Below are 22,888 nucleotides of genomic sequence, written 5' to 3' on the forward strand. Positions count from 1 at the left end.
GCTAAAGCCATACACCGAAGCTGTGGATGCACATTTGTGCGTGGTAGCGGAGCGTTCCGTAAGCCTGTGAAGGGACAGTCGTGAGACATCCTGGAGGTATCGGAAGTGAGAATGCTGACATGAGTAACGATAAAGGGAGTGAGAGACTCCCTCGCCGAAAGTCCAAGGGTTCCTGCTTAAAGTTAATCTGAGCAGGGTTAGCCGGCCCCTAAGGCGAGGCCGAAAGGCGTAGTCGATGGGAACCACGTTAATATTCGTGGGCCTGCAGGTAGTGACGGATCGCGTGTGTTGTAAGGTCTTATTGGATTGATCTTGCAGCGAAGCGGTTCCAGGAAATAGCTCCTGCATATAGACCGTACCCTAAACCGACACTGGTGGACTGGTAGAGAATACCAAGGCGCTTGAGAGAACTGCGTTGAAGGAACTCGGCAAAATGCACGCGTAACTTCGGAAGAAGCGTGACCTCCATTTAGGCAACTAGGTGGGGGTGGCACAGACCAGGGGGTAGCGACTGTTTACCAAAAACACAGGGCTCTGCGAAGTCGCAAGACGACGTATAGGGTCTGACGCCTGCCCGGTGCTGGAAGGTTAAGAGGAGATGTGCAAGCATTGAATTGAAGCCCCAGTAAACGGCGGCCGTAACTATAACGGTCCTAAGGTAGCGAAATTCCTTGTCGGGTAAGTTCCGACCTGCACGAATGGCGTAACGACTTCCCCGCTGTCTCCAACGCAGACTCAGTGAAATTGAATTCCCCGTGAAGATGCGGGGTTCCTGCGGTTAGACGGAAAGACCCCGTGCACCTTTACTATAGCTTTACACTGGCATTCGTGTCGGCATGTGTAGGATAGGTGGTAGACTTTGAAGCAGTGGCGCCAGCCATTGTGGAGTCATCCTTGAAATACCACCCTTGCCTATATGGATGTCTAACTGCGGCCCGTTATCCGGGTCCAGGACCGTGTATGGTGGGTAGTTTGACTGGGGCGGTCGCCTCCTAAAGAGTAACGGAGGCGCGCGATGGTAGGCTCAGAACGGTCGGAAATCGTTCGTCGAGTGCAATGGCATAAGCCTGCCTGACTGCAAGACTGACAAGTCGAGCAGAGACGAAAGTCGGTCATAGTGATCCGGTGGTCCCGCGTGGAAGGGCCATCGCTCAACGGATAAAAGGTACGCCGGGGATAACAGGCTGATGACCCCCAAGAGTCCATATCGACGGGGTTGTTTGGCACCTCGATGTCGACTCATCGCATCCTGGGGCTGGAGCAGGTCCCAAGGGTATGGCTGTTCGCCATTTAAAGCGGTACGTGAGTTGGGTTCAGAACGTCGTGAGACAGTTCGGTCCCTATCTGCCGTGGGTGTAGGAATATTGATAGGATCTGTCCCTAGTACGAGAGGACCGGGATGGACGTATCTCTGGTGGACCTGTTGTCGTGCCAACGGCATAGCAGGGTAGCTATATACGGACGGGATAACCGCTGAAGGCATCTAAGCGGGAAACCCACCTAAAAACGAGTATTCCCTATCAGAGCCGTGGAAGACTACCACGTTGATAGGCCGGGTGTGGAAGTGCGGCAACGCATGTAGCTTACCGGTACTAATAGCTCGATCGACTTGATCACTCCCATTTACAATATCCATCAAGCGTAGCTTGATGAAAACTTTGCCCCTCACGCCTTATTCACTTCGTGAATGGCTCCGGGTGGGCGGCGCAAAGGCGCCGGCACACAGTCGTGTGCTTATTGTTTATCAGCGTTTATCGCTGATTTATCTGCACGAAAGACAACCAGCTTCTCAAATTTGTGTTCTTCGCCGACCTGGTGGTTATGGCGGAGCGGCTGCACCCGATCCCATTCCGAACTCGGCCGTGAAACGCTCCAGCGCCAATGGTACTTTGTCTTAAGACACGGGAGAGTAGGTCGCTGCCAGGTCTGCCAAGAACACAAATCAAACTATCTTCTCAAATACATACAAAACACCCATAGCGCGGGGTGGAGCAGCCCGGTAGCTCGTCAGGCTCATAACCTGAAGGCCGCAGGTTCAAATCCTGCCCCCGCAACCAAATTCCCACGAAAATACATAAATCTCTCGATCATATCCGATGTTCGTATCTTTGCGAGCTGGCTCCTTCTTCTCGCAGAAGACCGTTCGACCTAATATCGATGCACGGAAGCGAGTTCTATACGCACGCACCGCAGCGCGCTCATAACCCCAAGGGTGGGCAGCAAAAAGAAACGATCCAGCGTAACAATCCCCCGACAACGCAACCAGGCACCAGCCAAAAACCAAATCAAAACCCGCCGCAACGCGGGCTTTTTTTTGACCAAAGCAGCCTAGGCAGCTGCAAAACCTCCCCGTCCCAACCATAACGACAAACTGATCTGCTTAAGCTATCAAACAGCCTCGTTATCAAAGGAAGACAATCGTGAACCTCGATCGCTCCGCGCTGGCTGATCTCAACATATTCGTGACAATCGTACGCCGCAAAAGCATGAAAATGGCTGCAATCGAGCTCGGCGTAACAACCTCAGCTATCAGTCATCGTATGAAAAATCGAGTGTGTCCGGAAGCCTGGCTCCCAATGCCCACTAAGTGAGGGACTTATTCATATTGATACCCGTCACATGAAATCCCGTTGCATCATAAACATGCCTGGCACGCGCGTTGTCAGCGGCGACGCGGAGCTTGATTTGCTGAAAGCCTTGACGCTTTAAGTCGACCTCCAGGGTTGTTAAGGCCAGCTTGCCGTATCCCTTCCCCTGTAAAGAGGGAAAGATGTAAAAGTCCATAATGAATGCTACCTGTTTCGCTGGATCCTGTTTGTACCAGAGATAGCCGAGAAGCTTTTCCGGACTGCAGGCAGGGTCGATCAAACACAGCAAGATCTGGTCAGTCGTATTGACACCGTCGGGCAAGTCCGAAGCCATTTCTCGTTTTACCTGATCAAGAGCGGCTACGTCGGAAAGACGATAACTTGATGCAACCTCCGCTGCGTAGTCAGGAATGAAATAGCCGAGATAAGTCGGGAACTCATCCTCTCGCATAGGTCTTAGTTGGAGCATGAAGGATTCCTTTCGTCGTACAGACGGGGATCGTGTCACGCCCCGTGCCCTTGCAGGTGAAGCTTGTGAAACAATAACCCAACCAGCCTATCGTTTGTGTAGCCTTGACGGAGCGTGAACTGTATGCGGTCCATCGGTTGAACAGGAACTTTACGTCCCGGGCTCGACTTCCACCACAAGCGGAGCATTGGGAGCAAGCGCATTGCTCGATGGGGCGGCTTCTGTCGATTGCGATACACAAGCCGCTTCCCCTTGAAGTTCGTGGGCGTCGATATGCATCGATGAGTTCTTTTTCCATCCGCCGTGAAAATAAAGGACCGTCGCCATCAGCAGGGTTGATACCATTGCAGCTGGAAAACTCAGCCAGAGCGCATCGGAACCAAACTGTTCACGCAGACCAATGGCGACACCGAGACGCACCGGGTACATGGATACGAAGAGAATGATGAGCGGCCAGATAACCTGGCCGTTTGCTCTTACAGTTCCGAAAAGAACCATCGATACGCCGAAGGCGATGAAGCCCCAGGTCGCGATCTGCCCGATGTGCTGGCCTATCGCGATTGCCGGACTGTCCGCGCCGAGAAATATCTGCATGGCCTGTCGATCCGCGAGAAGCAGCAGCACAACCAGGGCTCCCGTCATCAGAACTGCATAAATCGCCCCTATACGCGTTATCGAACTCACGCGATCCCATTTTCCCGCACCGATATTCTGGGCAGCCATGGCGCTGACAGCAGCGCCAAGCGCCATTGCCGGCATCTGCACATAAGTCCAGAGCTGCTGCGTAGCGCCGAAGGCGGCTGTCGTATCGACCCCCTCCTGATTGACCAGCCGCATCATGGTCAGCATCGAACTGGAAACCACAATCATCTGGACGCCCATTGGCAGTCCTTTGGTGAAGATCAGCTGCAGTAATTCCCGGTCCGGAACTAGAAGCCATAATTCCTCGCCGCGCAGGCGCAAAGGCAGATCACGGTAGTAGATATAATAAAGCATCGCTGCGAGGCTTATGTAATTGGCGGCAGCCGTCGCCAGGGCAGACCCTGCGATACCGAGTGCGGGCAACGGCCCCCAGCCCAGAATGAAAAGGGGATTGAGCGCTATATCCAAAAGAACGGCCATTCCCATGAATATGAGCGGGGTCATGGCGTCGCCGCTGCCGCGCAATGCCATCATCAATGTCGTCTGCATCAGAATCGCCGGCATGGCGAGGAACGTAACTTGCAGAAACGCGCGCGCCAGCGGTTCAATTGCTTCAGGCGTTCCGAGCAAATCCAACACCTTTGGGGCGAGTAGCCAGCCGATGATGGCGACGACAATGCTAAGCGGCACGAAAGTACCAACCGTGGTGCCCGCTATTGCGCGCGCTGTCTCGACATCACGCCGCCCGAATGCCTGTCCGATCAGGATCGTCGATGCCATGCCGAAACCGAAGACAAAGGCGGTTAGCAGAAACATGACCAGGTTGCCGTTTGTCGTCGCAGCAAGTGCATTCTCGCCCAGCAACTGGCCGATCCAGATCGTATCGATCGAACCGTTGGCCGATTGCAATATGGAAGAGCCAAGCGTCGGCAACGCAAAAAGCAGCAAAGCCTGATTGATCGGGGCTGTTGTCAGGTCGATGCCTTGTTTCATGAGACCTCGTCATCGGAATGTTTTGTTGTGAAAGAACTGCCTAAATGAAACTGGATGTTCGTCCCCGTTACCGGAAACCTAAATGGTTGTACTCCGGAGTGATGTTGGCAGTTTGCACACCACACGTAAAGTCACGGAAAAGAGTATCGGATGTGACGCAAAGCGATGGTACGACCGTTTTATGCCATTCCCACTAATCAAAAGATTGCTAATATGGTCATGAAAGCATGGAGGGGCTCTATCCATTAAAGGTCTGGCAAATAAGGCATTGCAAGATGCCGATAAGAATGAGGGTGATCTACATCCTGCTCACGCGGGGTGTCAGCCATCACAACTGAACCCGGGCGATCACGCCTGTGCAGGCGAAGAGCAGCTCAATTGGCTCGTCGCAATGATCAATCACGTGCCAGATTTCATCTATGCCAAGGACCTGCAGGGTCGGTTCCTGTTTGCCAATGATGCTGTGGTTCGCAACAACGGACTATCGGACATCAGAGATCTGGTCGGACTGACCGACTTCGAAATTCATGGTGAAGCTGCGATCACTGCTCGCATTTCCGAAATCGAAAAGCAGGTCATGGAAAGCGGCCAGCCGGATCTCGGTTATGAAGAACGCGCCATGCGCGGCGGGGCTGATCGCTGGCTCATGATCTCGCGCGTGCCTTTGCGCGATAGAAGCGGCAATATTATCGGCGTCGTGGGTGTGTCTCGTGACATTTCCATCAAGAAAAGGGCTGAACGCTTCATGCAGGTTCAGGCCCGTATTCTGGAAATGACGGTCAGCGCGGTTGCCATACCGGAATTTGTCGATCAGCTGGCACATTTGCTGGAAGATATTACAGCTGGTGTTCACTGTGTTGCCATGGTTACCGGGGAAACGACTGACGAAGTCGTCATATCCGCGCCTTCGCTGCCTCAACTGGTGACCGGTTTGAGAGGTGGGCTTGAGCCGCTTTCTGCCGCGAGTCTCGAAGTGGTGTTGAGGACATTGCTTCCAGACAGCCAAACCATATTCTGCATCGAGATTCCGTCTGCGGACGCTGAGGGGCACGGTTTTCTAGGCTTGGTGGCCGATGTTGACGCTTCGAAAGACCTTGATCTCAGGGAGTTTTTCACTACTGCAGCGAGGCTGACCGGCATTGCCATAGACAGGCGCATTGCCGATGAGCGCATCCGCTATCTGGCCGAACACGATACGCTGACGGGACTGGCGAACAGGGCCTTCCTGGAGCGAAGGCTCGACGAGATTCTCCAACAGGCAGCTTCCCGATCTCGGAGGGTGGCTGTTGGCTTTCTCGATCTGGATCAGTTCAAACCGGTCAACGATACGCTCGGCCATGCAGCGGGAGACAAGCTCCTGCAACGGATTGCCGGACGGATTTCGGTGCTCCTGCGCGACGGTGAACTAGCCGGTCGCATGGGAGGCGATGAATTCATTCTGGTTTTGCAGGCGGATGAAGGTGATTTTTGCTCCCGGCTGGACGAAATCAGGCGGAAGATCAGCGAGCCGGTCGAACTGGACGGGGCATGTCTGGAGGTCACCTGCAGTATCGGCGTCGCCTGTTTCCCAAGACATGGCGGTGCGGCGGGGGAACTCTTGGCGGCTGCGGATGCGGCCATGTATGACGCCAAGGCGAAAGGGCGCAATGGCCTCAGTGTCTATTCCGGCGAAATGTTGCGCGGATCCACTACAGGCGGGAGCGACCAGTCATAATTGCTGCATGATGTTCAACTCAGCTTGGCTTTGACGAACACATCATAGCGCGTGCTTTTGCCGAGTATCTGGTGGGAAGGTTTGCGCAATCCGACCATTGGGTCGGCACGCAGGGGCCATTTCAGCACCACGCGGTTCTGCGCGGCTTCCAGCGCCACTTGCATCAGTCTTTCGGCATCCGGATCTGTGCCGACGATCTCGCGGATTTGCCGCATTTCCTTTTTGACGAGCGCACTGTTCCCGCGCGGAGGGTGCATCGGGTCAACCAGCACGACCTGCGGCTTCAGATCCGGCAGGAGCAGGCTGGAATCACCCAGCAGAAGTGTCATGCGCGCGACAGTCTCGGCATAGCGACCGCCTTCTTCAGCAGCGCGCGCCAGCCCTTCAGCGAGAAGAGCGTGCATCTTTTCGGAACGCTCGATCAAAGTTACCTTTGCACCCAGCGATGCCAGCAGAAATGCGTCGCGTCCGAGCCCCGCCGTCGCATCCACGATTTCCGGCGTGGCATCGCGTGTCAGACCTGCGGCCTTGGCGAGAGCCTGTCCGCGTCCTTCGCCGGAACGAAACCGGTGGCCGACAGCGCCTCCGACGAAATCAACGACCAGTTCCGATGTATCGATTTTCTGCGACATGGATGCTCTCAGAAGGGGCAGGGCGCGGTAAAGGTCACGGAACGACCATCGGGATGCTGGAAAGACAATTCTTCCGCGTGCAGCAGAAGGCGATCTGCAGCAGCCAGCGCTTCACCTTCGGCATAGAATTCGTCGCCAAGGATCACGTGGCCGAGCGCTTTCATATGTACACGCAGCTGGTGCGTGCGCCCTGTGAGGGGATGGAGCCGCAGACGCGTTGTGTTCTCGTCCCGATCCAGAACCCGCCAACGGGTTTGTGCTGGTTTGCCATTTTCACGGTCGACACGATGACGCGGTTTGTTGTCGGGGTCTATGGCCAGAGGCAGGTCGATCAGCCCTTCGTCATCTTCGACAAGCCCCCAGACCACCGCGACGTAGGATTTTTGCGTCGTCCGCGCTTCAAACTGCGAGGCGATGGCAGCATGTGCCTTGCGGTTGAGCGACATCAGCACAAGGCCCGACGTGTCCTTGTCGAGACGATTGATCATCTGGGCTTGCGGAAACTGTTCCTGAACGCGTGTTGCGAGACTGTCCGACAATGCAGGGTGACGCCCCGGTACGGATAAGAGGCCGCTCGGCTTATCCAGCACGAGAAAGCCTGCATCGCGATGAAGGATCGAGAGGTAGGGTTCCAGCGGAGGGTGATAGACGGGAGTAACGGCGGATAACACAGTCATGATACGCTTCTAGCATGGTTTACGTGTCGCGGAGAAGCGGGCCTTTGTTGACAGCAAGACCGGGTCGCTCTACCGTATATAAAGATGCTCTAAAATACATTTTTTCCTTTTTATTTTCATGGTGATACGATGATGACCCGTCGCCAAACCTTGTTGGGTGCTGCCGCTGCTGCCGTTGCTATGTCTACGCAGTCACAGAGAGGGCAGGCTGAAGGTCAATCGGCTCGTTCTGCCGGTTTTTGGTATCCGGAAGAAACAGAACCGCATGAACGCACTTTCATGCAATGGCCGGTGAATCCGACGGTCTATGACGATCCTGATTTTCTGGATGACATTCAGAAAACGATCGCGAAAATCGCCAACACCATTGCTGAATTCGAGCCGGTCGTGATGCTGGCGGCGGCACAGCACCACCGCGCAGTTCGCAAGCTTGTGTCGCGGAATGTGGAATTATGGGACATTCCAACCGATGATTTGTGGTGCCGTGATTCCGGTCCCTCCTTTGTCGTGAATGGCAAGGGTGGTCTCGCCGTCACGCAGTTCAACTTCAACGGTTGGGGCAACAAGCAGACCCATGGGGCAGACGGTCAGATCGCCGCGCGGATAGCCGAACGGCTGGGGTTGCAGGTTTTCGACACCGGGCTGGTGGGGGAAGCCGGCGGTGTTGAAACCGACGGCCATGGCACGCTGATCGCTCATGAAAGCACCTTCGTCAATGGCAATCGCAATCGGGGCAGCAAAGCGGAAATCGAGAAGATGCTGCTGGATACGATGGGCGCCCGCAAGATGATCTGGGCGCCCGGAATCATTGGTGCCGATATCACCGATTATCATATCGATGCGCTTGCCCGTTTTGTTAAGCCGGGACAGCTGGTAATCCAGATGGGAGATAAGATCGATCCCGACGACCCCTGGTCGGCTGCTGCCTTCGAAACGCACGACATTCTGGCCGCAGCCACCGATGCTGAGGGTCGCAAACTCGATATGGTTATTCTGCCGGAGCCTTATAATATCCGCTCGAAAAGCCACGATTTCGTGTCTTCCTATGTCAATTACTACGTTTGTAACGGCGCGGTGATAGCTGCCGAGTTCGGGGATCGTAAAGCCGATGAACGGGCTGCTGCTATTCTTGCAAAACTGTATCCCGGTCGGGAGATTGTTACATTGAATATCGATCCAGTGGGTGAGGTTGGCGGTGGTATCCATTGTGCCACCCATGAGCAACCCAAGGTCTGAACATGTGGAACTGGTTGCGGCGTAATACTGAACCGTTAACCGCTCTGGGCGGGATTGCTACAGCCTTTGCCGCGCTCTCGGCGCTGGTTATCATTCCCTATCAGGTCGGTCAGGCTGATCTCATTCAGCGCGACCAGACAGCGCGCGAAATATATCGCGAGTTTCTGAATCTGACGGTGCAAAAGCCCGAGCTGGCCCAGGCCGATTATTGTGCGCTGAGAGGCACGACGCAGCTCACGGCCTATGGGGCATATGTCGAATATCTGCTTTATACATCTGAACAGATGATCGAAACCTCGCCTGACTGGCGTGCGCCTATGGCCGGATATTTGAATGATCACATGGAATATCTGTGCGACCCCGAGGGGCTGGGCGCACGTGATGGCGTAGCTGGTCTGCTGGCGCAGGCCGGACTGGTCTGCAAGCCCGAGAATACCTGTCAGGAAGACACGCAACCTTGAAGTGATATGGCGGAGAGGGTGGGATTCGAACCCACGGTGGAGTTACCCCCACGCCGCATTTCGAGTGCGGTACTTTCGACCACTCAGCCACCTCTCCGCATTGTGCACTACGGTAAAACGATCTATAAAAATCGCGCCGTTGAAAAGCATCTAAAGCGAATGCTAAGTGTGTAGCGGCTCATTAACGAGCCAGAGGCAATTAGACAAGACCTAATTTGCATTCCGTTGTGAAAATTGTTGACTTTTCTGCCGCTTCACACCTATAAGCACCAGACCTTAGGCGTGGGGTAGTCCGCGCCTATTGTTTTGATTGCAGATTTCGGACTTTTCCGGGCTGCGATCAGGGGCCAAAAGCCCGCTCATCAACCGACTGATAAAAAGACGGCCCATCACTTCGACGCCAATGTCGTGGAAATGAGAGCCGGACCGAACAACCGAAAGGACAACAAATGTTCGCAGTCATCAAGACCGGTGGCAAGCAGTATCGCGTTGCCGCAAACGACCTCATCAAGGTCGAAAAAGTTGCTGGCGAAGCCGGTGACATCGTAGAATTCGCAGAAGTTCTGATGGTCGGCTCGACCATTGGCGCCCCGACCGTCGCCGGTGCTATTGTCACCGCCGAAGTCGTCGAACAGGGCCGTGCCCGCAAGGTCATCGCGTTCAAGAAGCGTCGTCGTCAGAATTCGAAGCGCACCCGCGGTCATCGTCAGGAACTGACGACCATCCGTATCTCGGAGATCCTCACCGACGGCGCAAAGCCTTCCAAGAAGGCCGCCGAGAAGAAGGCTCCGAAGGCAGCGCCTAAGAAGGCAGCAGCCAAGGCCGAGTCGGCTGAGTAAGTAGAGAGATTAAAGGAGAACACCAATGGCACACAAAAAAGCTGGCGGTTCCTCGCGTAACGGTCGCGATTCAGAATCCAAACGCCTTGGCGTGAAGAAGTTTGGCGGCGAAGCTGTGCTCGCCGGCAACATCATCGTGCGCCAACGCGGCACGAAGTGGCATCCGGGCGCCAATGTTGGCCTCGGCAAGGACCACACGATTTTTGCAACCACGAACGGTTCTGTATCTTTCCGTACGAAAGCCAACGGCCGCACGTACGTATCGGTAGACCCGATCGCGGAAGCAGCAGAGTAAGCCGGGCACTCTCTAAAGCACCGGCGTCCCATCGGACCCGGTGCAAATGGCAGCCTAGCCAAAAGATCGAAGGGAAGATGGGGCCACCATCTTCCCTTTTTGCATCTGGAGGAACGAAAAATGGTTGTCGAAGTTCTGGAAGAAGATTGTTACGACGCAAGCAGTAGCGAAAGAAGAGACAGTTACACCGATCTGTCGCCCGGCCAGGCTGTCGGCTTGGCGACCAGTCTGGCAGATGATCTGGCCCCCGATCTGGCTTATGAACTAGACTGTCCTGTCCTCGTCACTGAAAGGCTGGTCCTGCGCCCGCCGCATGTCGAAGACGTGGATGCGATTTCCTATCTTGCCAATAACGCCCGCGTCTCCGGTATGCTTGCCCGCATGCCGCATCCATACACGCGTGAAAATGCGGTCGATTTTGTCGAGCGCGTGCGAAAAGGCGAGATGGGCAATTGCATCTACGCCATCACGCAAGCGGAAACCGGCATCTTTATGGGCTGCTGCGGCATTCATGCGCATAAGCATGGCGAGGGGCTGGAAATCGGCTACTGGCTGGGTGAGCCCTATTGGGGGCACGGCTTTGCCACCGAGGCCGCTCACGCCCTGATCGATTTGGCTTTCCGTGCAACTGCCATCGAGCGGCTGCATGTCTCGTGCCGGGCCAGCAATGGCGGCTCCCGCCGGGTGATCCACAAGTGCGGGTTCCAGTTCAGCAGCATGGGCATGGCGGATTCGCTTGCCGCAGGCAATGTGCCGGTCGAGCGCTATGTCCTTGATCGTCGCACCTGGATCGGGCTGAGAAGCTGGCAGTCGTAAACAAAAGGTCCTGCGTGCCAAACCTTATAGGTCGCAGGACCAACAATAACGGGGAATGAAATGATGGATACTCATGCAATCGCACGCGAGAAGATCGTGGTGCGTGCGCTCGAAAAGGGCGATCTGCATCGCTATCGAGCCATAAGATTAAGCGCTTTGCAGCGTGCGCCAATGGCCTTCGGTTCGAGTTTCGAAGAAGAGAATGCCTATTCGGACAGCGTGTTCGCACGCCGTCTGGAGCAGGTGGACGGCAATGTGGTTTTCGGTGCCTTCGACGGTGAAAACCTGCTGGGAACGGCTGGCCTTTTCCGCCACGACCGCAAGTCCGAACGCCATCGCGGCACGCTCTGGGGTGTCTATGTGGCCCCCGAAGCGCGCGGGCTGGACTTGGGCAAGGCTCTCGTCAGCAAGGTCATCGACCATGCCGCAAAGCAGGTCGTCGTTCTGGATGCCAAGGTGGTGGCCACGAATGAAGCCGCCAAGCGCGTCTATTATGCGCTCGGTTTCAAGACTTTCGGTGTCGAACCCAAGTCACTTTACGTGCAGGGCCAGTATCTGGATCAGGAATTGATCTATATCGATTTCACCGATCCGGTCTGGAAAGACAAACTCGGATGAAATCTGGCCTCCTCGACTGTTTGCAGGAGGCCGCTTTTGCTGTAATTGCAACACACCACATGCGGGCACAGGCCCGCATGTAACAATATTCAGGGCGTCTGCCGCCCAAAAGCCCGCCAGAGTGCGGGCATCCAAGAAGGTTACGTTCAGATGAAGTTTCTCGATCAGGCAAAGATCTACATCCGCTCCGGCAATGGCGGTGCGGGGGCGGTTTCGTTCCGCCGCGAGAAATTTCTCGAATTCGGCGGCCCCGATGGCGGTGATGGTGGACGCGGCGGCGATGTCTGGGTCGAGGCTGTAAACGGCCTCAACACGCTGATCGATTATCGCTATCAGCAGCATTTCCGGGCCAAGACCGGCATGCATGGCATGGGCCGCAACATGACGGGCGGCAAGGGCGACGACGTTATTCTCAAGGTGCCGGTCGGCACGCAGATTTTCGAGGAAGACGACGAAACGCTGATCTGCGATATCACCGAAATCGGCCAGCGCTACCGGCTGGCCAAGGGCGGCAATGGTGGCTTCGGCAATCTGCATTTCACGACCTCGACCAATCGCGCGCCGCGCCGCGCCAATCCCGGACAGGAAGGCATCGAGCGCACCATCTGGCTGCGCCTGAAACTGATCGCCGATGCTGGTCTGGTCGGTCTGCCCAATGCCGGAAAATCCACCTTCCTTGCAAGTGTGACAGCTGCCAAGCCGAAGATTGCCGATTATCCGTTCACCACGCTGCATCCCAATCTGGGCGTCGCCCGCGTGGATGGCCGCGAATTCGTCATCGCCGATATTCCGGGCTTGATCGAAGGTGCGAGTGAAGGCGTCGGTCTTGGCGACCGTTTCCTCGGCCATGTCGAGCGCACGCGCGTTCTGCTGCATCTGGTTTCGGCGCAGGAAGAAGATGTCGCCAAGGCCTATCAGGTCATTCGTGGTGAGCTTGAGGCCTATGAACACGGGCTTGCCGACAAGCCGGAAATCGTTGCGCTGTCGCAGATTGATACGCTTGATCCTGAAGCGCGCAAGGCCAAGGTCAAGGCGCTGAAAAAGGCATGTGGGCGCGACCCGCTGCTGCTTTCAGCCGTCAGCCATGAAGGTCTGAACGATGCTCTGCGCCAGCTCGCAAGCGTCATCGACCAGAGCCGCGCCGCAGAGGCCGGTACGGCGGAAGCCGAAGAATAAGCGTCGGATTTTATTTGGGCGCGCATCTTGTCCGAAAACCGTTTCACACTTTTCGGGATGCGCTTTGGATGCGGCGAGGGGAATGAAGGCATGCTGAAGCAACTGAAAAACTATCGCCGCATCGTTGTTAAAATCGGGTCCGCCCTTCTTGTGGATCGAGCAGCCGGTCTCAAGCGGGACTGGCTGGAAAGCCTCGGGCAGGACATTGCCGCTCTGCATCATGCAGGCGTCGAGGTGCTGGTGGTTTCTTCCGGTGCTATTGCACTTGGACGCACCGTTCTGGGGCTGCCGAAGAAGGCGCTGAAACTTGAGGAAAGTCAGGCCGCAGCCGCCGCAGGCCAGATCGCGCTCGCCAAGGCCTATGCCGATGTACTTGGCGGTCATTCCATCCGTTCAGGCCAGATTCTCGTCACGCTGTCCGACACCGAGGAGCGCCGCCGCTATCTCAACGCGCGCGCGACCATCGAGACGCTGTTGAAGCTGAAGGCCGTGCCGGTCATCAACGAGAACGATACGGTGGCAACCACCGAAATTCGTTATGGTGACAATGATCGTCTGGCCGCACGTGTAGCGACCATGATGGGCGCGGACCTGCTTGTCCTGCTGTCGGATATTGACGGGCTTTATACGGCCCCGCCCCACAAGAACCCGGACGCCGAGTTTCTGCCGCTGGTCGAAACCATCACCCCGCAGATCGAGGCCATGGCGGGAGCGGCGGCGTCGGAACTGTCGCGCGGCGGCATGAAGACGAAGCTCGACGCGGGCAAGATCGCCAATGCGGCAGGGACCGCGATGATTATTACCTCGGGCACGCGTTTCGGCCCGCTTTCGGCAATTGATCGCGGGGAGCGCGCAACGTTGTTTGAACCGGCGCGTGCGCCGGTCAATGCCTGGAAAACCTGGATTTCCGGCAATCTTGAACCGGCCGGCCGTTTGACGGTGGATGCCGGTGCGGCCAAGGCGCTGAAATCGGGCAAGTCGCTTTTGCCAGCGGGCGTGAAGGAAATCGACGGCCAGTTCGAGCGTGGCGATACGGTTGCGGTGCTGAACGAGGACGGACGCGAAATCGCGCGCGGACTGATCGCTTATGATGCCGAGGACGCGCGCAAGATCGCAGGCCATAAAAGCGATGAGATCAGTGAAATTCTTGGCTATGATGCTCGCGCGGCGATGATCCATCGCAATGATCTGGTTGTGCGTGCTGCCAGCAATGCAGAAGTCGCATAGGAGAGATGGGATGCTGACCAAGGCAGAAACGGCAAACGACATTGCTGCAGTGATGGCGGAAGTGGGCCGCAAGGCGCGCGCTGCCGCAGCCCCTCTTTCCATCGCTACCACTGAACAGAAGAACAGGGCGCTGATTGCTGCCGCCGATGCGATGCTTGAAGCGCGTGGCGATATTCTTGAAGCCAACAAGCTTGATCTGGCCAATGCGGAAAAGAACGGCATGGCAGCCTCTTTCGTTGACCGGCTGGCGCTCGATGACGGCCGGATCAGTGCCATCGCTGACGGTATTCGCGCTATCGCAGCCCTGCCTGATCCGGTGGGCGAAGTGATTGCCGAATGGGATCGTCCGAACGGGCTCCATATCGAACGCGTGCGCACGCCGCTCGGTGTGATCGGCGTCATTTATGAAAGCCGCCCCAATGTGACTGCGGATGCCGGTGCGCTGTGCCTCAAGGCAGGCAATGCCGTTATCCTGCGTGGCGGTTCGGATTCGGCGCATTCGTCGGCTGCCATTCATAAAGCACTGGTCAGGGGGCTCGAAGCAGCCGGCCTGCCAGCCGATGCGATCCAGATCGTGCCAGTGACCGACCGGGCCGCTGTTGGTGAAATGCTGAAAGGTCTGGACGGTGCGATTGATGTGATCGTGCCGCGTGGTGGAAAAAGCCTTGTTGCGCGCGTTCAGTCGGAAGCGCGGGTGCCGGTCTTCGCGCATCTGGAAGGCATTTGCCATCTTTATATCGACAAGTCCGCCGATCTCGACATGGCCCGCAAGATTGCGGTCGATGCCAAGATGCGGCGCACCGGCATTTGCGGCGCGGCGGAAACGCTTCTGGTCGATCGTGCCGCAGCTGCGATGCATCTGGTGCCGATCCTTGAAGACTTGGCTGCCAAGAGTTGTGAAATTCGCGGGAGTGCGGACGTGCTGGCGCTCTATCCGGCAGCAAAGCCTGCAACCGAAGAGGACTGGTCGACCGAATATCTCGACGCGATCATTTCCGTTGCGCTGGTTGACGGTATTTCGGGCGCCATTGAGCACATCAACCGCTATTCCTCGCACCATACGGAAGCTGTCGTGGCTGAGGATGCGGCAGCGGTTGCGCGCTTCTTCAACGAGATCGACTCCGCCATTCTCCTGCACAATGCCTCGACGCAATTTGCCGATGGCGGCGAGTTCGGCATGGGCGCGGAAATCGGCATTGCCACCGGCAAGATGCATGCGCGTGGACCGGTCGGCGTGGAGCAGCTGACCTCGTTCAAATATCGCGTTCGCGGTGACGGTCAGATCCGTGGTTAGGTTCGAATGAAATTCGGCTTCGGGCTTTCCGCATTGAAGGCGCAATATCCTGGTGTCGATGCGCATTATCTGCGCATGCCTTATGTCGAGAAGGGCATGGCGGTCGGGCTGTTCGGCGGCTCGTTCAACCCGCCGCATGGCGGGCACGCGCTGGTGGCGGAAATCGCAATCCGGCGGCTCAAGCTCGACCAGCTCTGGTGGATGGTGACGCCCGGCAATCCGCTGAAGGACAGTCGCGAACTGGCGCCGCTTGCCGATCGATTGAAACTGAGCGAGGAAATTGCATCCGATCCGCGCATCAAGGTGACGGCGCTCGAGGCAGCCTTCAACGTGCGTTATACGGCGGATACACTGGCGCTCATCCGCGATGCCAATCCCGGCGTCCATTTTGTCTGGGTGATGGGGGCGGATAATCTCGCCTCCTTCCATCGCTGGCAGCGCTGGCGCGAGATTGCGCAGAATTTTCCGATTGCGGTTATCGACCGGCCGGGTTCGACGCTGGCCTATCTGTCGTCACGCATGGCGCAGACATTCTCCGACAGTCGCGTCGATGAACAATATGCGCCGATGCTGGCGCGTCGCACACCTCCGGCCTGGACCTTCATCCATGGACCGCGTTCGTCGCTCTCATCCAGCGCGATCCGCAAATCCCGTACATGATCTTGATGCTTTCATGACGATTTCGACAAGATATATGCAAAACGGGCGGATAAACTGAAAAAGTGAACGGTTTGGAAAAGCCGATAGTCTTGAAACAAAACAGGGACTCTGCCTATTTTAGGGAGTGTGGTGCTTATAACTGCCACACGGCGTTGTTCTGCTGAGAAAGGGAATACACTGAGAACAGCAATTGAGAAGAAGGCTCATCACGCGCCTTCAACGGTCAGGATGGACGAGTCCAATCTCGTGTCCCAGACCTTCGACGCGGCCTTGGCCAGTCTCGAAAACTCCAAGGCAGAATCCATCATCCCCATCGACATTCGCGGAAGATCAACGATCGGCGATTATATGATCGTCGCGTCGGGCCGTTCGCATCGCCATGTGACGGCGGTTGCCGACCATCTCCTGCAGGCTCTGCGTGAAGCAGGCTGCAAGGATATACGGGTCGAAGGTCTCGAGAGTGGCGACTGGGTTCTCATCGACACCGGCGACATCATCGTCCATGTCTTCCGACCGGAAGTCCGTGACTTCTACAATCTCGAGAAGATCTGGCTCGACGAGGGTTTCGACGCGTTCGACACCGAACGTGCGCCGGGATTGGTGCATTAGAGCGCCGTGCGTCCTTAAGGACGCACAAAGGTCGCTCTAAACTATAGAATCTACGCATCGTACTTTCCAAAAGTGGGAACGGTTTTGGGATAAAACATGCGCGAAAAAAGAAGATTAAAGCGTGAAACGCTTTAGTTCGATGAATTGAGAGCGTCATGCGTGTGAGTGTTTTTGCCGTGGGCCGGATGAAAGCCGGCCCCGAACGGGAGTTGGTCGAGCGTTATTTCGACCGATTTTCGAAAGCTGGACCGCCATTGGGGCTTGAATTCGCCGGTGTGAGCGAAATTCCCGAAAGCCGGGGCCAGACGGCAGAGTTGCGCAAGGCCGAAGAAGCCCAGCGCATCCATGAAGCTCTCGATAACGGAGCTGCCTTGATCCTTCTCGACGAGCGCGGCAAGGCGCTCGGATCGGAAGCTTTTGCGGATCGCATCGGGCGGATGCGGGACGATGGCAAGCGCCAGCTCATCGTCGCCATTGGCGGGCCGGACGGCCACGATCCGGCATTGCGAACACGCGCCGACCTCGTTCTGGCGCTGGGCGAATTGACGTGGCCGCACCAGATCGCCCGCATCCTGATTGCCGAGCAGCTTTATCGCGCCGCCACCATTCTGGCCGGGCATCCGTATCACAGGTCCTGATATGGGGGCTGGTTGTAGACTGCGCCCCTCAGCGTGAAACTCTTACCGCTTTCGGGAATGAGAACGGTAAGGCCATCTGCTGCTTGCCGGGTGATCTCCAGACCGGCCTTAGCAAGAGTTTCAACGATGAAGGCGCGGTCGGAACGCTTTGCCGCCATGATATGCTCGCAAATATAGGTATGGACATAGCCGCGCCCTTCGCGCCAATCCTCCGTCATCGTTTTCAGTGCTTTTGCATTCATGACGACCGGTTTATCGTGCGAAGGCCGGTTTAACCAGCGATCCGTTAGCGGCGGTATTTATGGTTGATGGTTCGTTAACGGGTTCAGTCTAGTTTCGGCTCTGAATTTGGCCTTGTTTCGTCCTGATAGAACACGCATGAGTCCTGAACGCCTTTTCAAAAGACCACGATTGCTTGCTTTCACGCAGGCTGGCCTCGTTTTGGCTGGCTTGTTCGTCTGCGCGCCGTCGGTTCTTGCGCAGGAAGCCTTGCAGCAGCAGCGTGATCAGGCGGCGAGCGAATATGAAAAGCTCAGCGGCGAACTCACCGTCACCGGCGACAAGCTGAAACAGCTTGAAGACGAGGTGGCCGGGCTCAAGAAGGACCAGACCACCATTACCGCAGCACTGATCCAGTCGGCCAAGACCGACAAGAAGCTGCAGCAGGATATTGCCGATATTGCCGACAAGCTTACCGCGCTGCGCGAGCAGGAAGATGGCATTCGCTCGTCGCTGCGCGCACGGCGCGGCGTTCTGGCGGAGGTGCTGGCCGCATTGCAGCGCATGGGGCTGAACCCGCCGCCTGCCATTCTGGTGCGGCCCGACGATGCTCTGGCTTCAGTGCGCAGCGCCGTGCTTCTTGGTGCTGTCGTGCCTGAAATGCGTGAGCAGGTGGAAGAGCTGACGGGCGACCTGAAGGATATGCAGCGGGTCACTGCCTCCATCCGGCAAGAGCAGGAAAAGCTGAAGGCGACGCGCACGGTTCAGGCCGAAGAGCAGAAACGGCAATCACTTCTTCTTGAGGAGAAGAAGAAATTGCAGTCGCAATCGGAACAGGAAATCGATGCGCAGCGCCAGCGTTCGGAAGAATTGGCGGCCAAGGCAGGCAGCCTGAAAGACCTTATCGACGGGCTCGACAAGCAGATGGCGGGCGTGCGCGATGCAGCCGAATCCGCTCGCAAGGCCGAGGCGGATCGCCTTGCCGCAGCAAGGGAAAAGGCCGGAGAAGCAACGCCGAACGACAATCATCTGCGAGCCCAGATTGATTTTGCTTCGCTACAAGGCAAGCTCGCTTTGCCTGCAGCTGGCAAGACGATGCGTCGCTTCGGCGAGAAGGACGGTGTCGGCGGCAGCATGATGGGGCAGGTCGTTGAAACCTTGCCTTCTGCCACGATTACGTCACCTTCCGATGGCGTGATACTTTACGCAGGCACATTCCGTTCTTACGGGCAGCTCTTGATACTCGACGCGGGCAATGGATATCATGTCGTCATGGCTGGCATGGGTCGAATCGACGTATCGCAAGGCCAGTTTGTACTTGCGGGAGAGCCGGTCGGCGCGATGGGAGAAAAACTTCTGGCAAGTGTTGCACCGATAGAGGTGGGCAATGGTGCGCCATTGCTTTACATTGAATTTCGAAAGGATGGAAAACCCGTCGATCCCGCCCCTTGGTGGACCGAACGGCTTTCTGGAAGGACGTGAAAATGATACGTAAACTATCGCTGCTGTTCGCCGGGGCCCTTCTGGGGGCGTCAGCCATGGTGATGGTCCAGGGCGCGCCGGCTTCCACTGCTTTTGCGGCAGGGAAAGATAGCGATGTCTACAAGGAACTGGCCCTTTTTGGTGATATTTTCGAACGGGTGCGCGCGCAATATGTGACGCCGCCGGACGACAAGAAGCTGACCGAAAGCGCGATCAACGGCATGTTGACCTCGCTCGATCCCCATTCCTCCTATCTCAACCCGGAAGCCGCGCAGGACATGCGCGTGCAGACCAAGGGTGAGTTTGGCGGTCTTGGCATCGAAGTGACGATGGACAACGATCTCGTGAAGGTCATCGCGCCGATTGACGATACGCCCGCTTCCAAGGCCGGTGTGCTGGCAGGCGATCTCATCACCAAGATTGACGGGCAGGAAGTTCGCGGTCTTTCGCTGACCGATGCGGTCGACAAGATGCGCGGTGAAATCGGTTCGTCTATCGAGCTGACGATCCAGCGCCAGGGCGTCGACAAGCCGATCACGCTGAAGATCGCACGCGCTGTCATCAAGGTGAAGGCCGTTCGCTATCGCGTCGAGAACGATATCGGCTATCTGCGCGTCATCTCGTTCACCGAACAGACATCCGAAGACCTCAAGAAGGCGATCAAGGATATTCAGGACAAGATTCCGGCCGAAAAGCTCAAGGGCTTCGTGCTGGATCTTCGCCTCAATCCGGGCGGTCTGCTCGATCAGGCTGTGGCTGTTTCCGACGCCTTCCTCGACAAGGGTGAAGTCGTCTCGACCCGTGGTCGCGATCCGCAGGATGTGACGCGCTTCGATGCACGCAAGGGCGACCTGACTGACGGCAAGCCGGTTATCGTTCTCATCAATGGCGGTTCGGCCAGTGCGTCGGAAATCGTTGCCGGTGCATTGCAGGATCATCGCCGCGCCACGGTGCTCGGCACGCAGTCCTTCGGCAAGGGTTCGGTGCAGACCATCATCCCGCTTGGCGAAAACGGTTCTCTGCGTCTGACGACGGCGCTTTATTATACGCCGTCGGGCAAGTCGATCCAGGGCAAGGGCATCACACCCGACATCAAGGTCGACCAGCCTTTGCCGCCGGAACTGAAGGGTGAGGACGTCGTTCGCGGCGAATCCGAACTCAAGGGCCACATCAAGGGCAATGCCGAGGATGACAATGGCTCTGGTTCGTCGGCTTATGTCCCGGCTGATCCGAAGGACGACATCCAGCTCAACGAAGCCTTCAAGCTCCTGCGTGGTGAGGTGGCCAATGCCGCATTCCCGCCGGATCCGAAGAAGGGTGTGTTGAACTGATCGCTCCATGCTGGATCTGAACAGCCCGTTAGGACTGGATAAGAAACCGCAAAAGCGCGGGGGCTCACGCTCCCGCGCTTTTCGTTCGTTCATGACAGGCCTTGTCATTTTAGGCGGGCTTTGCCTTGCCGGGGGCGCGGTATTCGCCATCTGGCAGAACAATCAGGCAGCTTTTCGCAAAACCGAAACCGCCGCCGTGGACCCGACGCAGATCGAAGCGCCAGTCGCCAACAAGACTGAAGCGAAGCCCGTAACCGGTAATACGCCGCCGCCCGGCAGTGCGCTGCGCGGGGCAAGCGGTCAGCCGGGGCCTGCCATCATCAAGGTCACGCCGGATATGCCGCCCGGTATGCCAGGTGCCGCCACCGGTATGGCGGAGGGTAATGTGGTCGTGGTGCAGAACACGCATCAATCCGGGCAGGATAAGCGTGTTGCCCATCTGCCGGAACAGGCGCTGGTCGAGCAAAGCCCCACCGGCCCGCTTCCGGTGCGTGGTGCAGACGGTCTGCGCCCCATGGATGCCTATGCAGCCGGATGGTCCGGCGCGCGGGGCGCGCGGATTGCCATCGTCATCGGCGGTCTTGGGCTGTCACAGACCGGCAGCATGGAGGCGGTCGACAAGCTTCCGCCGGAAGTCACGCTCGGATTTGCGCCGCAGGGCAACAGTTTGCAGCGCTGGATGCAGGCAGCCCGGCAAAACGGTCATGAACTTGTGCTGCAATTGCCGATGGAGCCTTTCGACTATCCGCGCATTAATCCCGGTCGCAATACGCTGACGGTGGATGATGGTGCCAGCAAGAACCAGGCTTTCTTGCTGTGGGCGCTGTCGCGGATGACCAATTATGCCGGTGTGATGAATTATATGGGCGCGCGTTTTACATCCGAGACCGAAGCCTTTTCGCCGGTGCTGGGCGAGATTGGAAAGCGCGGCCTGTATTATCTCGATGACGGCACCTCGGCGCGCAGTCAGGCTGACCGGATTGCAGGAAGCGATGCGGTGCCTTTCGCGGCGGCTGATATTCTGATCGATGCGGCGCAGGAGCGCGGCGCGATCCTTGATCGTCTCGATGAACTGGAGCGGACTGCGCGTGCCAATGGCAGCGCCATCGGCACCGGCTCGGCCTTTGCGGTGACCGTCGATGCAGTTGCCGAATGGGCCAATGAGGTCAAGAAACGCGGCATTGAAATCGTGCCGGTCTCGGCGCTGGTCCGCGACCCCGAACGGCAGTAGAGTATTTCCGGTTTGAACTGAATCGTTGGAAATACTCTATCTCTTTGTTTTTACGCATTATCCTGCACAAAACCGCTTCGCACTTTTGCTGGAAATGCTATAAGTTTGCATATCATGGAGAATGTCATGTCGAAGCACAAAGGTCCCGTCGATCCCGAAAGCTTGCCTTACCGTCCCTGTGTCGGGCTCATGGTGCTGAACAAGGCCGGTCTGGTCTGGGCTGGCCGTCGTATCGTCATTCCGGGCGACGAGATGGATGGCGCGACCCAGCTCTGGCAGATGCCGCAGGGCGGTATCGACAAGGGCGAGGAGCCGCTCGAGGCAGCTATCCGCGAACTTTACGAGGAAACCGGCATGAAGTCGGTATCGCTGCTCGAAGAAGCGTCGGACTGGATCAATTACGACCTGCCGCCGCATCTGGTCGGCCAGGCGCTCAAGGGCAAGTATCGCGGCCAGACGCAGAAGTGGTTTGCCTATCGTTTTGAAGGCGACGAGAGTGAAATCGCCATCAACCCGCCGCCCGGCGGACACACTGCCGAGTTCGACCGCTGGGAATGGAAACCGATGGTCAAGCTGCCGGAACTGATCGTTCCCTTCAAGCGCAAGGTTTACGAGGAAGTCGTCGCGGCTTTCAGGCATCTGGTAGCCTGATTTAACAGGGGGAGGAGCTTCCGCCCCCTTGTGCCGCCGCCCAACATATAGTCAACTCGCTTCAGGCGCACCGAACGGTTGCGTTTTGAGAGGGAGAAAAACGCATGGATGTTGGAAGTCTTCTCGTATTTCTTTTCGTAGGTCTGATCGCCGGCTGGCTGGCTGGCAAGGTCGTGCAGGGTGGTGGTTTCGGCCTGATCGGCAATATCATCGTCGGCGTGATCGGCGCATTCTTTGCAGGCTGGTTGCTGCCGCGTCTCGGGTTTTCCGTTGGTGGAGGGATGATTGCCTCGATCGTCAACGCCTTTATCGGCGCGGCCATCCTCCTGATTATCCTGCGCATCGTCAAACGCGCCTGACTTGTAAATATTCTTCTGAACAGGCCCGGCT

At 57.0% G+C, this 22,888-nt stretch carries 24 protein-coding genes, 2 tRNA genes and 2 rRNA genes (1 of these 28 cut by a window edge); 22 read left to right on the plus strand and 6 right to left on the minus strand.

The window, feature by feature from the left end; genetic code table 11:
* The 4 genes from OANT_RS05385 to OANT_RS26310 form a co-directional block, all read left to right on the plus strand.
* A 23S ribosomal RNA gene (locus OANT_RS05385) occupies positions 1–1,617 on the plus strand; it begins 1,290 nt to the left of the window's first position.
* Between the two features lie 194 nt (positions 1,618–1,811).
* Positions 1,812–1,926 (plus strand): 5S ribosomal RNA (gene rrf, locus OANT_RS05390).
* 54 nt (positions 1,927–1,980) lie between these two features.
* Positions 1,981–2,057: transfer RNA gene (locus tag OANT_RS05395), tRNA-Met, on the plus strand.
* A gap of 363 nt (positions 2,058–2,420) precedes the next feature.
* Positions 2,421–2,591, plus strand: a complete 171-nt coding sequence (locus OANT_RS26310; protein ID WP_012093484.1) for a helix-turn-helix domain-containing protein — start codon at positions 2,421–2,423, stop codon at positions 2,589–2,591.
* On the opposite strand, the gene OANT_RS05400 is transcribed toward OANT_RS26310, so the two are convergent.
* Positions 2,584–3,057: a GNAT family N-acetyltransferase gene (locus OANT_RS05400; protein WP_012091213.1), complete on the minus strand. Its 474-nt coding sequence runs from the start codon at positions 3,055–3,057 to the stop codon at positions 2,584–2,586. The two genes, OANT_RS26310 and OANT_RS05400, sit on opposite strands and share 8 nt — an antisense overlap.
* A gap of 150 nt (positions 3,058–3,207) precedes the next feature.
* The gene (locus OANT_RS05405) at positions 3,208–4,692 is read right to left on the minus strand and encodes an MATE family efflux transporter (protein ID WP_012091214.1); all 1,485 of its coding nucleotides are present in this window, start codon (positions 4,690–4,692) and stop codon (positions 3,208–3,210) included.
* A 268-nt stretch (positions 4,693–4,960) separates the two neighbouring features.
* Here OANT_RS05405 and OANT_RS05410 point away from each other — a divergent pair, with 268 nt between their 5' ends.
* The gene (locus OANT_RS05410) at positions 4,961–6,406 is read left to right on the plus strand and encodes a diguanylate cyclase domain-containing protein (protein ID WP_012091215.1); all 1,446 of its coding nucleotides are present in this window, start codon (positions 4,961–4,963) and stop codon (positions 6,404–6,406) included.
* Between the two features lie 14 nt (positions 6,407–6,420).
* On the opposite strand, the gene OANT_RS05415 is transcribed toward OANT_RS05410, so the two are convergent.
* Together OANT_RS05415 and OANT_RS05420 are read right to left on the minus strand one after the other, a co-directional pair.
* On the minus strand, positions 6,421–7,038 hold the full coding sequence (locus OANT_RS05415) for a class I SAM-dependent methyltransferase (protein WP_012091216.1): 618 nt from the start codon (positions 7,036–7,038) through the stop codon (positions 6,421–6,423).
* A gap of 8 nt (positions 7,039–7,046) precedes the next feature.
* Complete coding sequence (locus OANT_RS05420; protein WP_012091217.1) at positions 7,047–7,715, minus strand: pseudouridine synthase; 669 nt, start codon at positions 7,713–7,715, stop codon at positions 7,047–7,049.
* Positions 7,716–7,844: 129 nt separating this feature from the next.
* Between OANT_RS05420 and OANT_RS05425 the strand changes: the two genes are divergently transcribed.
* Positions 7,845–8,951, plus strand: coding sequence for an agmatine deiminase family protein (locus tag OANT_RS05425; protein ID WP_012091218.1), 1,107 nt, complete (start codon positions 7,845–7,847; stop codon positions 8,949–8,951).
* A 2-nt stretch (positions 8,952–8,953) separates the two neighbouring features.
* On the plus strand, positions 8,954–9,412 hold the full coding sequence (locus OANT_RS05430) for a hypothetical protein (RefSeq protein WP_012091219.1): 459 nt from the start codon (positions 8,954–8,956) through the stop codon (positions 9,410–9,412).
* 7 nt (positions 9,413–9,419) lie between these two features.
* Here OANT_RS05430 and OANT_RS05435 read toward each other — a convergent pair.
* Positions 9,420–9,509 (minus strand) — tRNA-Ser (locus tag OANT_RS05435).
* Positions 9,510–9,861: 352 nt separating this feature from the next.
* Here OANT_RS05435 and rplU point away from each other — a divergent pair.
* The 10 genes from rplU to rlmH all read left to right on the plus strand — a co-directional run bounded on the left by rplU (position 9,862) and on the right by rlmH (position 17,584).
* Positions 9,862–10,251, plus strand: a complete 390-nt coding sequence (gene rplU, locus OANT_RS05440) for a 50S ribosomal protein L21 (protein ID WP_010661521.1) — start codon at positions 9,862–9,864, stop codon at positions 10,249–10,251.
* 25 nt (positions 10,252–10,276) lie between these two features.
* Positions 10,277–10,546, plus strand: coding sequence for a 50S ribosomal protein L27 (rpmA, locus tag OANT_RS05445; protein ID WP_010661520.1), 270 nt, complete (start codon positions 10,277–10,279; stop codon positions 10,544–10,546).
* A gap of 120 nt (positions 10,547–10,666) precedes the next feature.
* Positions 10,667–11,362 carry a GNAT family N-acetyltransferase gene (locus OANT_RS05450; protein ID WP_012091220.1) on the plus strand — a complete coding sequence of 232 codons (696 nt, stop codon included), beginning with the start codon at positions 10,667–10,669 and terminating at the stop codon, positions 11,360–11,362.
* 60 nt (positions 11,363–11,422) lie between these two features.
* Positions 11,423–11,980, plus strand: coding sequence for a GNAT family N-acetyltransferase (locus tag OANT_RS05455; protein ID WP_012091221.1), 558 nt, complete (start codon positions 11,423–11,425; stop codon positions 11,978–11,980).
* 150 nt (positions 11,981–12,130) lie between these two features.
* A complete protein-coding gene (gene obgE / locus OANT_RS05460) occupies positions 12,131–13,156 on the plus strand; it encodes a GTPase ObgE (protein WP_012091222.1) in 1,026 nt (341 codons plus the stop codon).
* Positions 13,157–13,246: 90 nt separating this feature from the next.
* Entirely contained in the window at positions 13,247–14,383 is a 1,137-nt protein-coding gene (gene proB, locus OANT_RS05465) for a glutamate 5-kinase (RefSeq protein WP_012091223.1), read from the plus strand.
* Between the two features lie 10 nt (positions 14,384–14,393).
* Complete coding sequence (locus OANT_RS05470) at positions 14,394–15,677, plus strand: glutamate-5-semialdehyde dehydrogenase (protein WP_012091224.1); 1,284 nt, start codon at positions 14,394–14,396, stop codon at positions 15,675–15,677.
* Between the two features lie 6 nt (positions 15,678–15,683).
* The gene (locus tag OANT_RS05475; protein ID WP_012091225.1) at positions 15,684–16,337 is read left to right on the plus strand and encodes a nicotinate-nucleotide adenylyltransferase; all 654 of its coding nucleotides are present in this window, start codon (positions 15,684–15,686) and stop codon (positions 16,335–16,337) included.
* 228 nt (positions 16,338–16,565) lie between these two features.
* Complete coding sequence (gene rsfS, locus OANT_RS05480; protein WP_010661513.1) at positions 16,566–16,946, plus strand: ribosome silencing factor; 381 nt, start codon at positions 16,566–16,568, stop codon at positions 16,944–16,946.
* 155 nt (positions 16,947–17,101) lie between these two features.
* On the plus strand, positions 17,102–17,584 hold the full coding sequence (gene rlmH, locus OANT_RS05485) for a 23S rRNA (pseudouridine(1915)-N(3))-methyltransferase RlmH (RefSeq protein WP_012091227.1): 483 nt from the start codon (positions 17,102–17,104) through the stop codon (positions 17,582–17,584).
* On the opposite strand, the gene OANT_RS05490 is transcribed toward rlmH, so the two are convergent.
* Positions 17,572–17,826: a hypothetical protein gene (locus OANT_RS05490; protein ID WP_012091228.1), complete on the minus strand. Its 255-nt coding sequence runs from the start codon at positions 17,824–17,826 to the stop codon at positions 17,572–17,574. The genes rlmH and OANT_RS05490 overlap by 13 nt on opposite strands.
* A gap of 136 nt (positions 17,827–17,962) precedes the next feature.
* Between OANT_RS05490 and OANT_RS05495 the strand changes: the two genes are divergently transcribed.
* The 5 genes from OANT_RS05495 to OANT_RS05515 all read left to right on the plus strand — a co-directional run bounded on the left by OANT_RS05495 (position 17,963) and on the right by OANT_RS05515 (position 22,857).
* Positions 17,963–19,285 carry a murein hydrolase activator EnvC family protein gene (locus tag OANT_RS05495; protein ID WP_012091229.1) on the plus strand — a complete coding sequence of 441 codons (1,323 nt, stop codon included), beginning with the start codon at positions 17,963–17,965 and terminating at the stop codon, positions 19,283–19,285.
* A gap of 2 nt (positions 19,286–19,287) precedes the next feature.
* Positions 19,288–20,616, plus strand: coding sequence for a S41 family peptidase (locus OANT_RS05500; protein ID WP_010661509.1), 1,329 nt, complete (start codon positions 19,288–19,290; stop codon positions 20,614–20,616).
* 7 nt (positions 20,617–20,623) lie between these two features.
* Positions 20,624–21,847: a divergent polysaccharide deacetylase family protein gene (locus tag OANT_RS05505; RefSeq protein ID WP_012091230.1), complete on the plus strand. Its 1,224-nt coding sequence runs from the start codon at positions 20,624–20,626 to the stop codon at positions 21,845–21,847.
* 126 nt (positions 21,848–21,973) lie between these two features.
* The gene (locus tag OANT_RS05510) at positions 21,974–22,498 is read left to right on the plus strand and encodes an RNA pyrophosphohydrolase (RefSeq protein ID WP_012091231.1); all 525 of its coding nucleotides are present in this window, start codon (positions 21,974–21,976) and stop codon (positions 22,496–22,498) included.
* 104 nt (positions 22,499–22,602) lie between these two features.
* Complete coding sequence (locus tag OANT_RS05515; protein WP_012091232.1) at positions 22,603–22,857, plus strand: GlsB/YeaQ/YmgE family stress response membrane protein; 255 nt, start codon at positions 22,603–22,605, stop codon at positions 22,855–22,857.
* Positions 22,858–22,888 lie beyond the last annotated feature (31 nt).

Origin of the sequence: Brucella anthropi ATCC 49188, from assembly GCF_000017405.1 — a bacterium.
Classification (GTDB): domain Bacteria; phylum Pseudomonadota; class Alphaproteobacteria; order Rhizobiales; family Rhizobiaceae; genus Brucella; species Brucella anthropi.

Coding starts and splice junctions, on each gene's coding strand:
- OANT_RS05515 (WP_012091232.1), top strand. CDS start 22,603: ATGGATGTTGGAAGTCTTCTCGTATTTCTTTTCGTAGGTCTGATCGCC.
- rsfS (WP_010661513.1), top strand. CDS start 16,566: ATGGACGAGTCCAATCTCGTGTCCCAGACCTTCGACGCGGCCTTGGCC.
- OANT_RS05510 (WP_012091231.1), top strand. CDS start 21,974: ATGTCGAAGCACAAAGGTCCCGTCGATCCCGAAAGCTTGCCTTACCGT.
- OANT_RS05500 (WP_010661509.1), top strand. CDS start 19,288: ATGATACGTAAACTATCGCTGCTGTTCGCCGGGGCCCTTCTGGGGGCG.
- OANT_RS05490 (WP_012091228.1), bottom strand. CDS start 17,826: ATGAATGCAAAAGCACTGAAAACGATGACGGAGGATTGGCGCGAAGGG.
- OANT_RS05430 (WP_012091219.1), top strand. CDS start 8,954: ATGTGGAACTGGTTGCGGCGTAATACTGAACCGTTAACCGCTCTGGGC.
- obgE (WP_012091222.1), top strand. CDS start 12,131: ATGAAGTTTCTCGATCAGGCAAAGATCTACATCCGCTCCGGCAATGGC.
- OANT_RS05470 (WP_012091224.1), top strand. CDS start 14,394: ATGCTGACCAAGGCAGAAACGGCAAACGACATTGCTGCAGTGATGGCG.
- OANT_RS05405 (WP_012091214.1), bottom strand. CDS start 4,692: ATGAAACAAGGCATCGACCTGACAACAGCCCCGATCAATCAGGCTTTG.
- rlmH (WP_012091227.1), top strand. CDS start 17,102: ATGCGTGTGAGTGTTTTTGCCGTGGGCCGGATGAAAGCCGGCCCCGAA.
- OANT_RS05425 (WP_012091218.1), top strand. CDS start 7,845: ATGATGACCCGTCGCCAAACCTTGTTGGGTGCTGCCGCTGCTGCCGTT.
- OANT_RS05400 (WP_012091213.1), bottom strand. CDS start 3,057: ATGCTCCAACTAAGACCTATGCGAGAGGATGAGTTCCCGACTTATCTC.
- proB (WP_012091223.1), top strand. CDS start 13,247: ATGCTGAAGCAACTGAAAAACTATCGCCGCATCGTTGTTAAAATCGGG.
- OANT_RS05475 (WP_012091225.1), top strand. CDS start 15,684: ATGAAATTCGGCTTCGGGCTTTCCGCATTGAAGGCGCAATATCCTGGT.
- OANT_RS05415 (WP_012091216.1), bottom strand. CDS start 7,038: ATGTCGCAGAAAATCGATACATCGGAACTGGTCGTTGATTTCGTCGGA.
- OANT_RS05455 (WP_012091221.1), top strand. CDS start 11,423: ATGATGGATACTCATGCAATCGCACGCGAGAAGATCGTGGTGCGTGCG.
- rpmA (WP_010661520.1), top strand. CDS start 10,277: ATGGCACACAAAAAAGCTGGCGGTTCCTCGCGTAACGGTCGCGATTCA.
- OANT_RS05505 (WP_012091230.1), top strand. CDS start 20,624: ATGCTGGATCTGAACAGCCCGTTAGGACTGGATAAGAAACCGCAAAAG.
- rplU (WP_010661521.1), top strand. CDS start 9,862: ATGTTCGCAGTCATCAAGACCGGTGGCAAGCAGTATCGCGTTGCCGCA.
- OANT_RS05420 (WP_012091217.1), bottom strand. CDS start 7,715: ATGACTGTGTTATCCGCCGTTACTCCCGTCTATCACCCTCCGCTGGAA.
- OANT_RS05450 (WP_012091220.1), top strand. CDS start 10,667: ATGGTTGTCGAAGTTCTGGAAGAAGATTGTTACGACGCAAGCAGTAGC.
- OANT_RS05495 (WP_012091229.1), top strand. CDS start 17,963: ATGAGTCCTGAACGCCTTTTCAAAAGACCACGATTGCTTGCTTTCACG.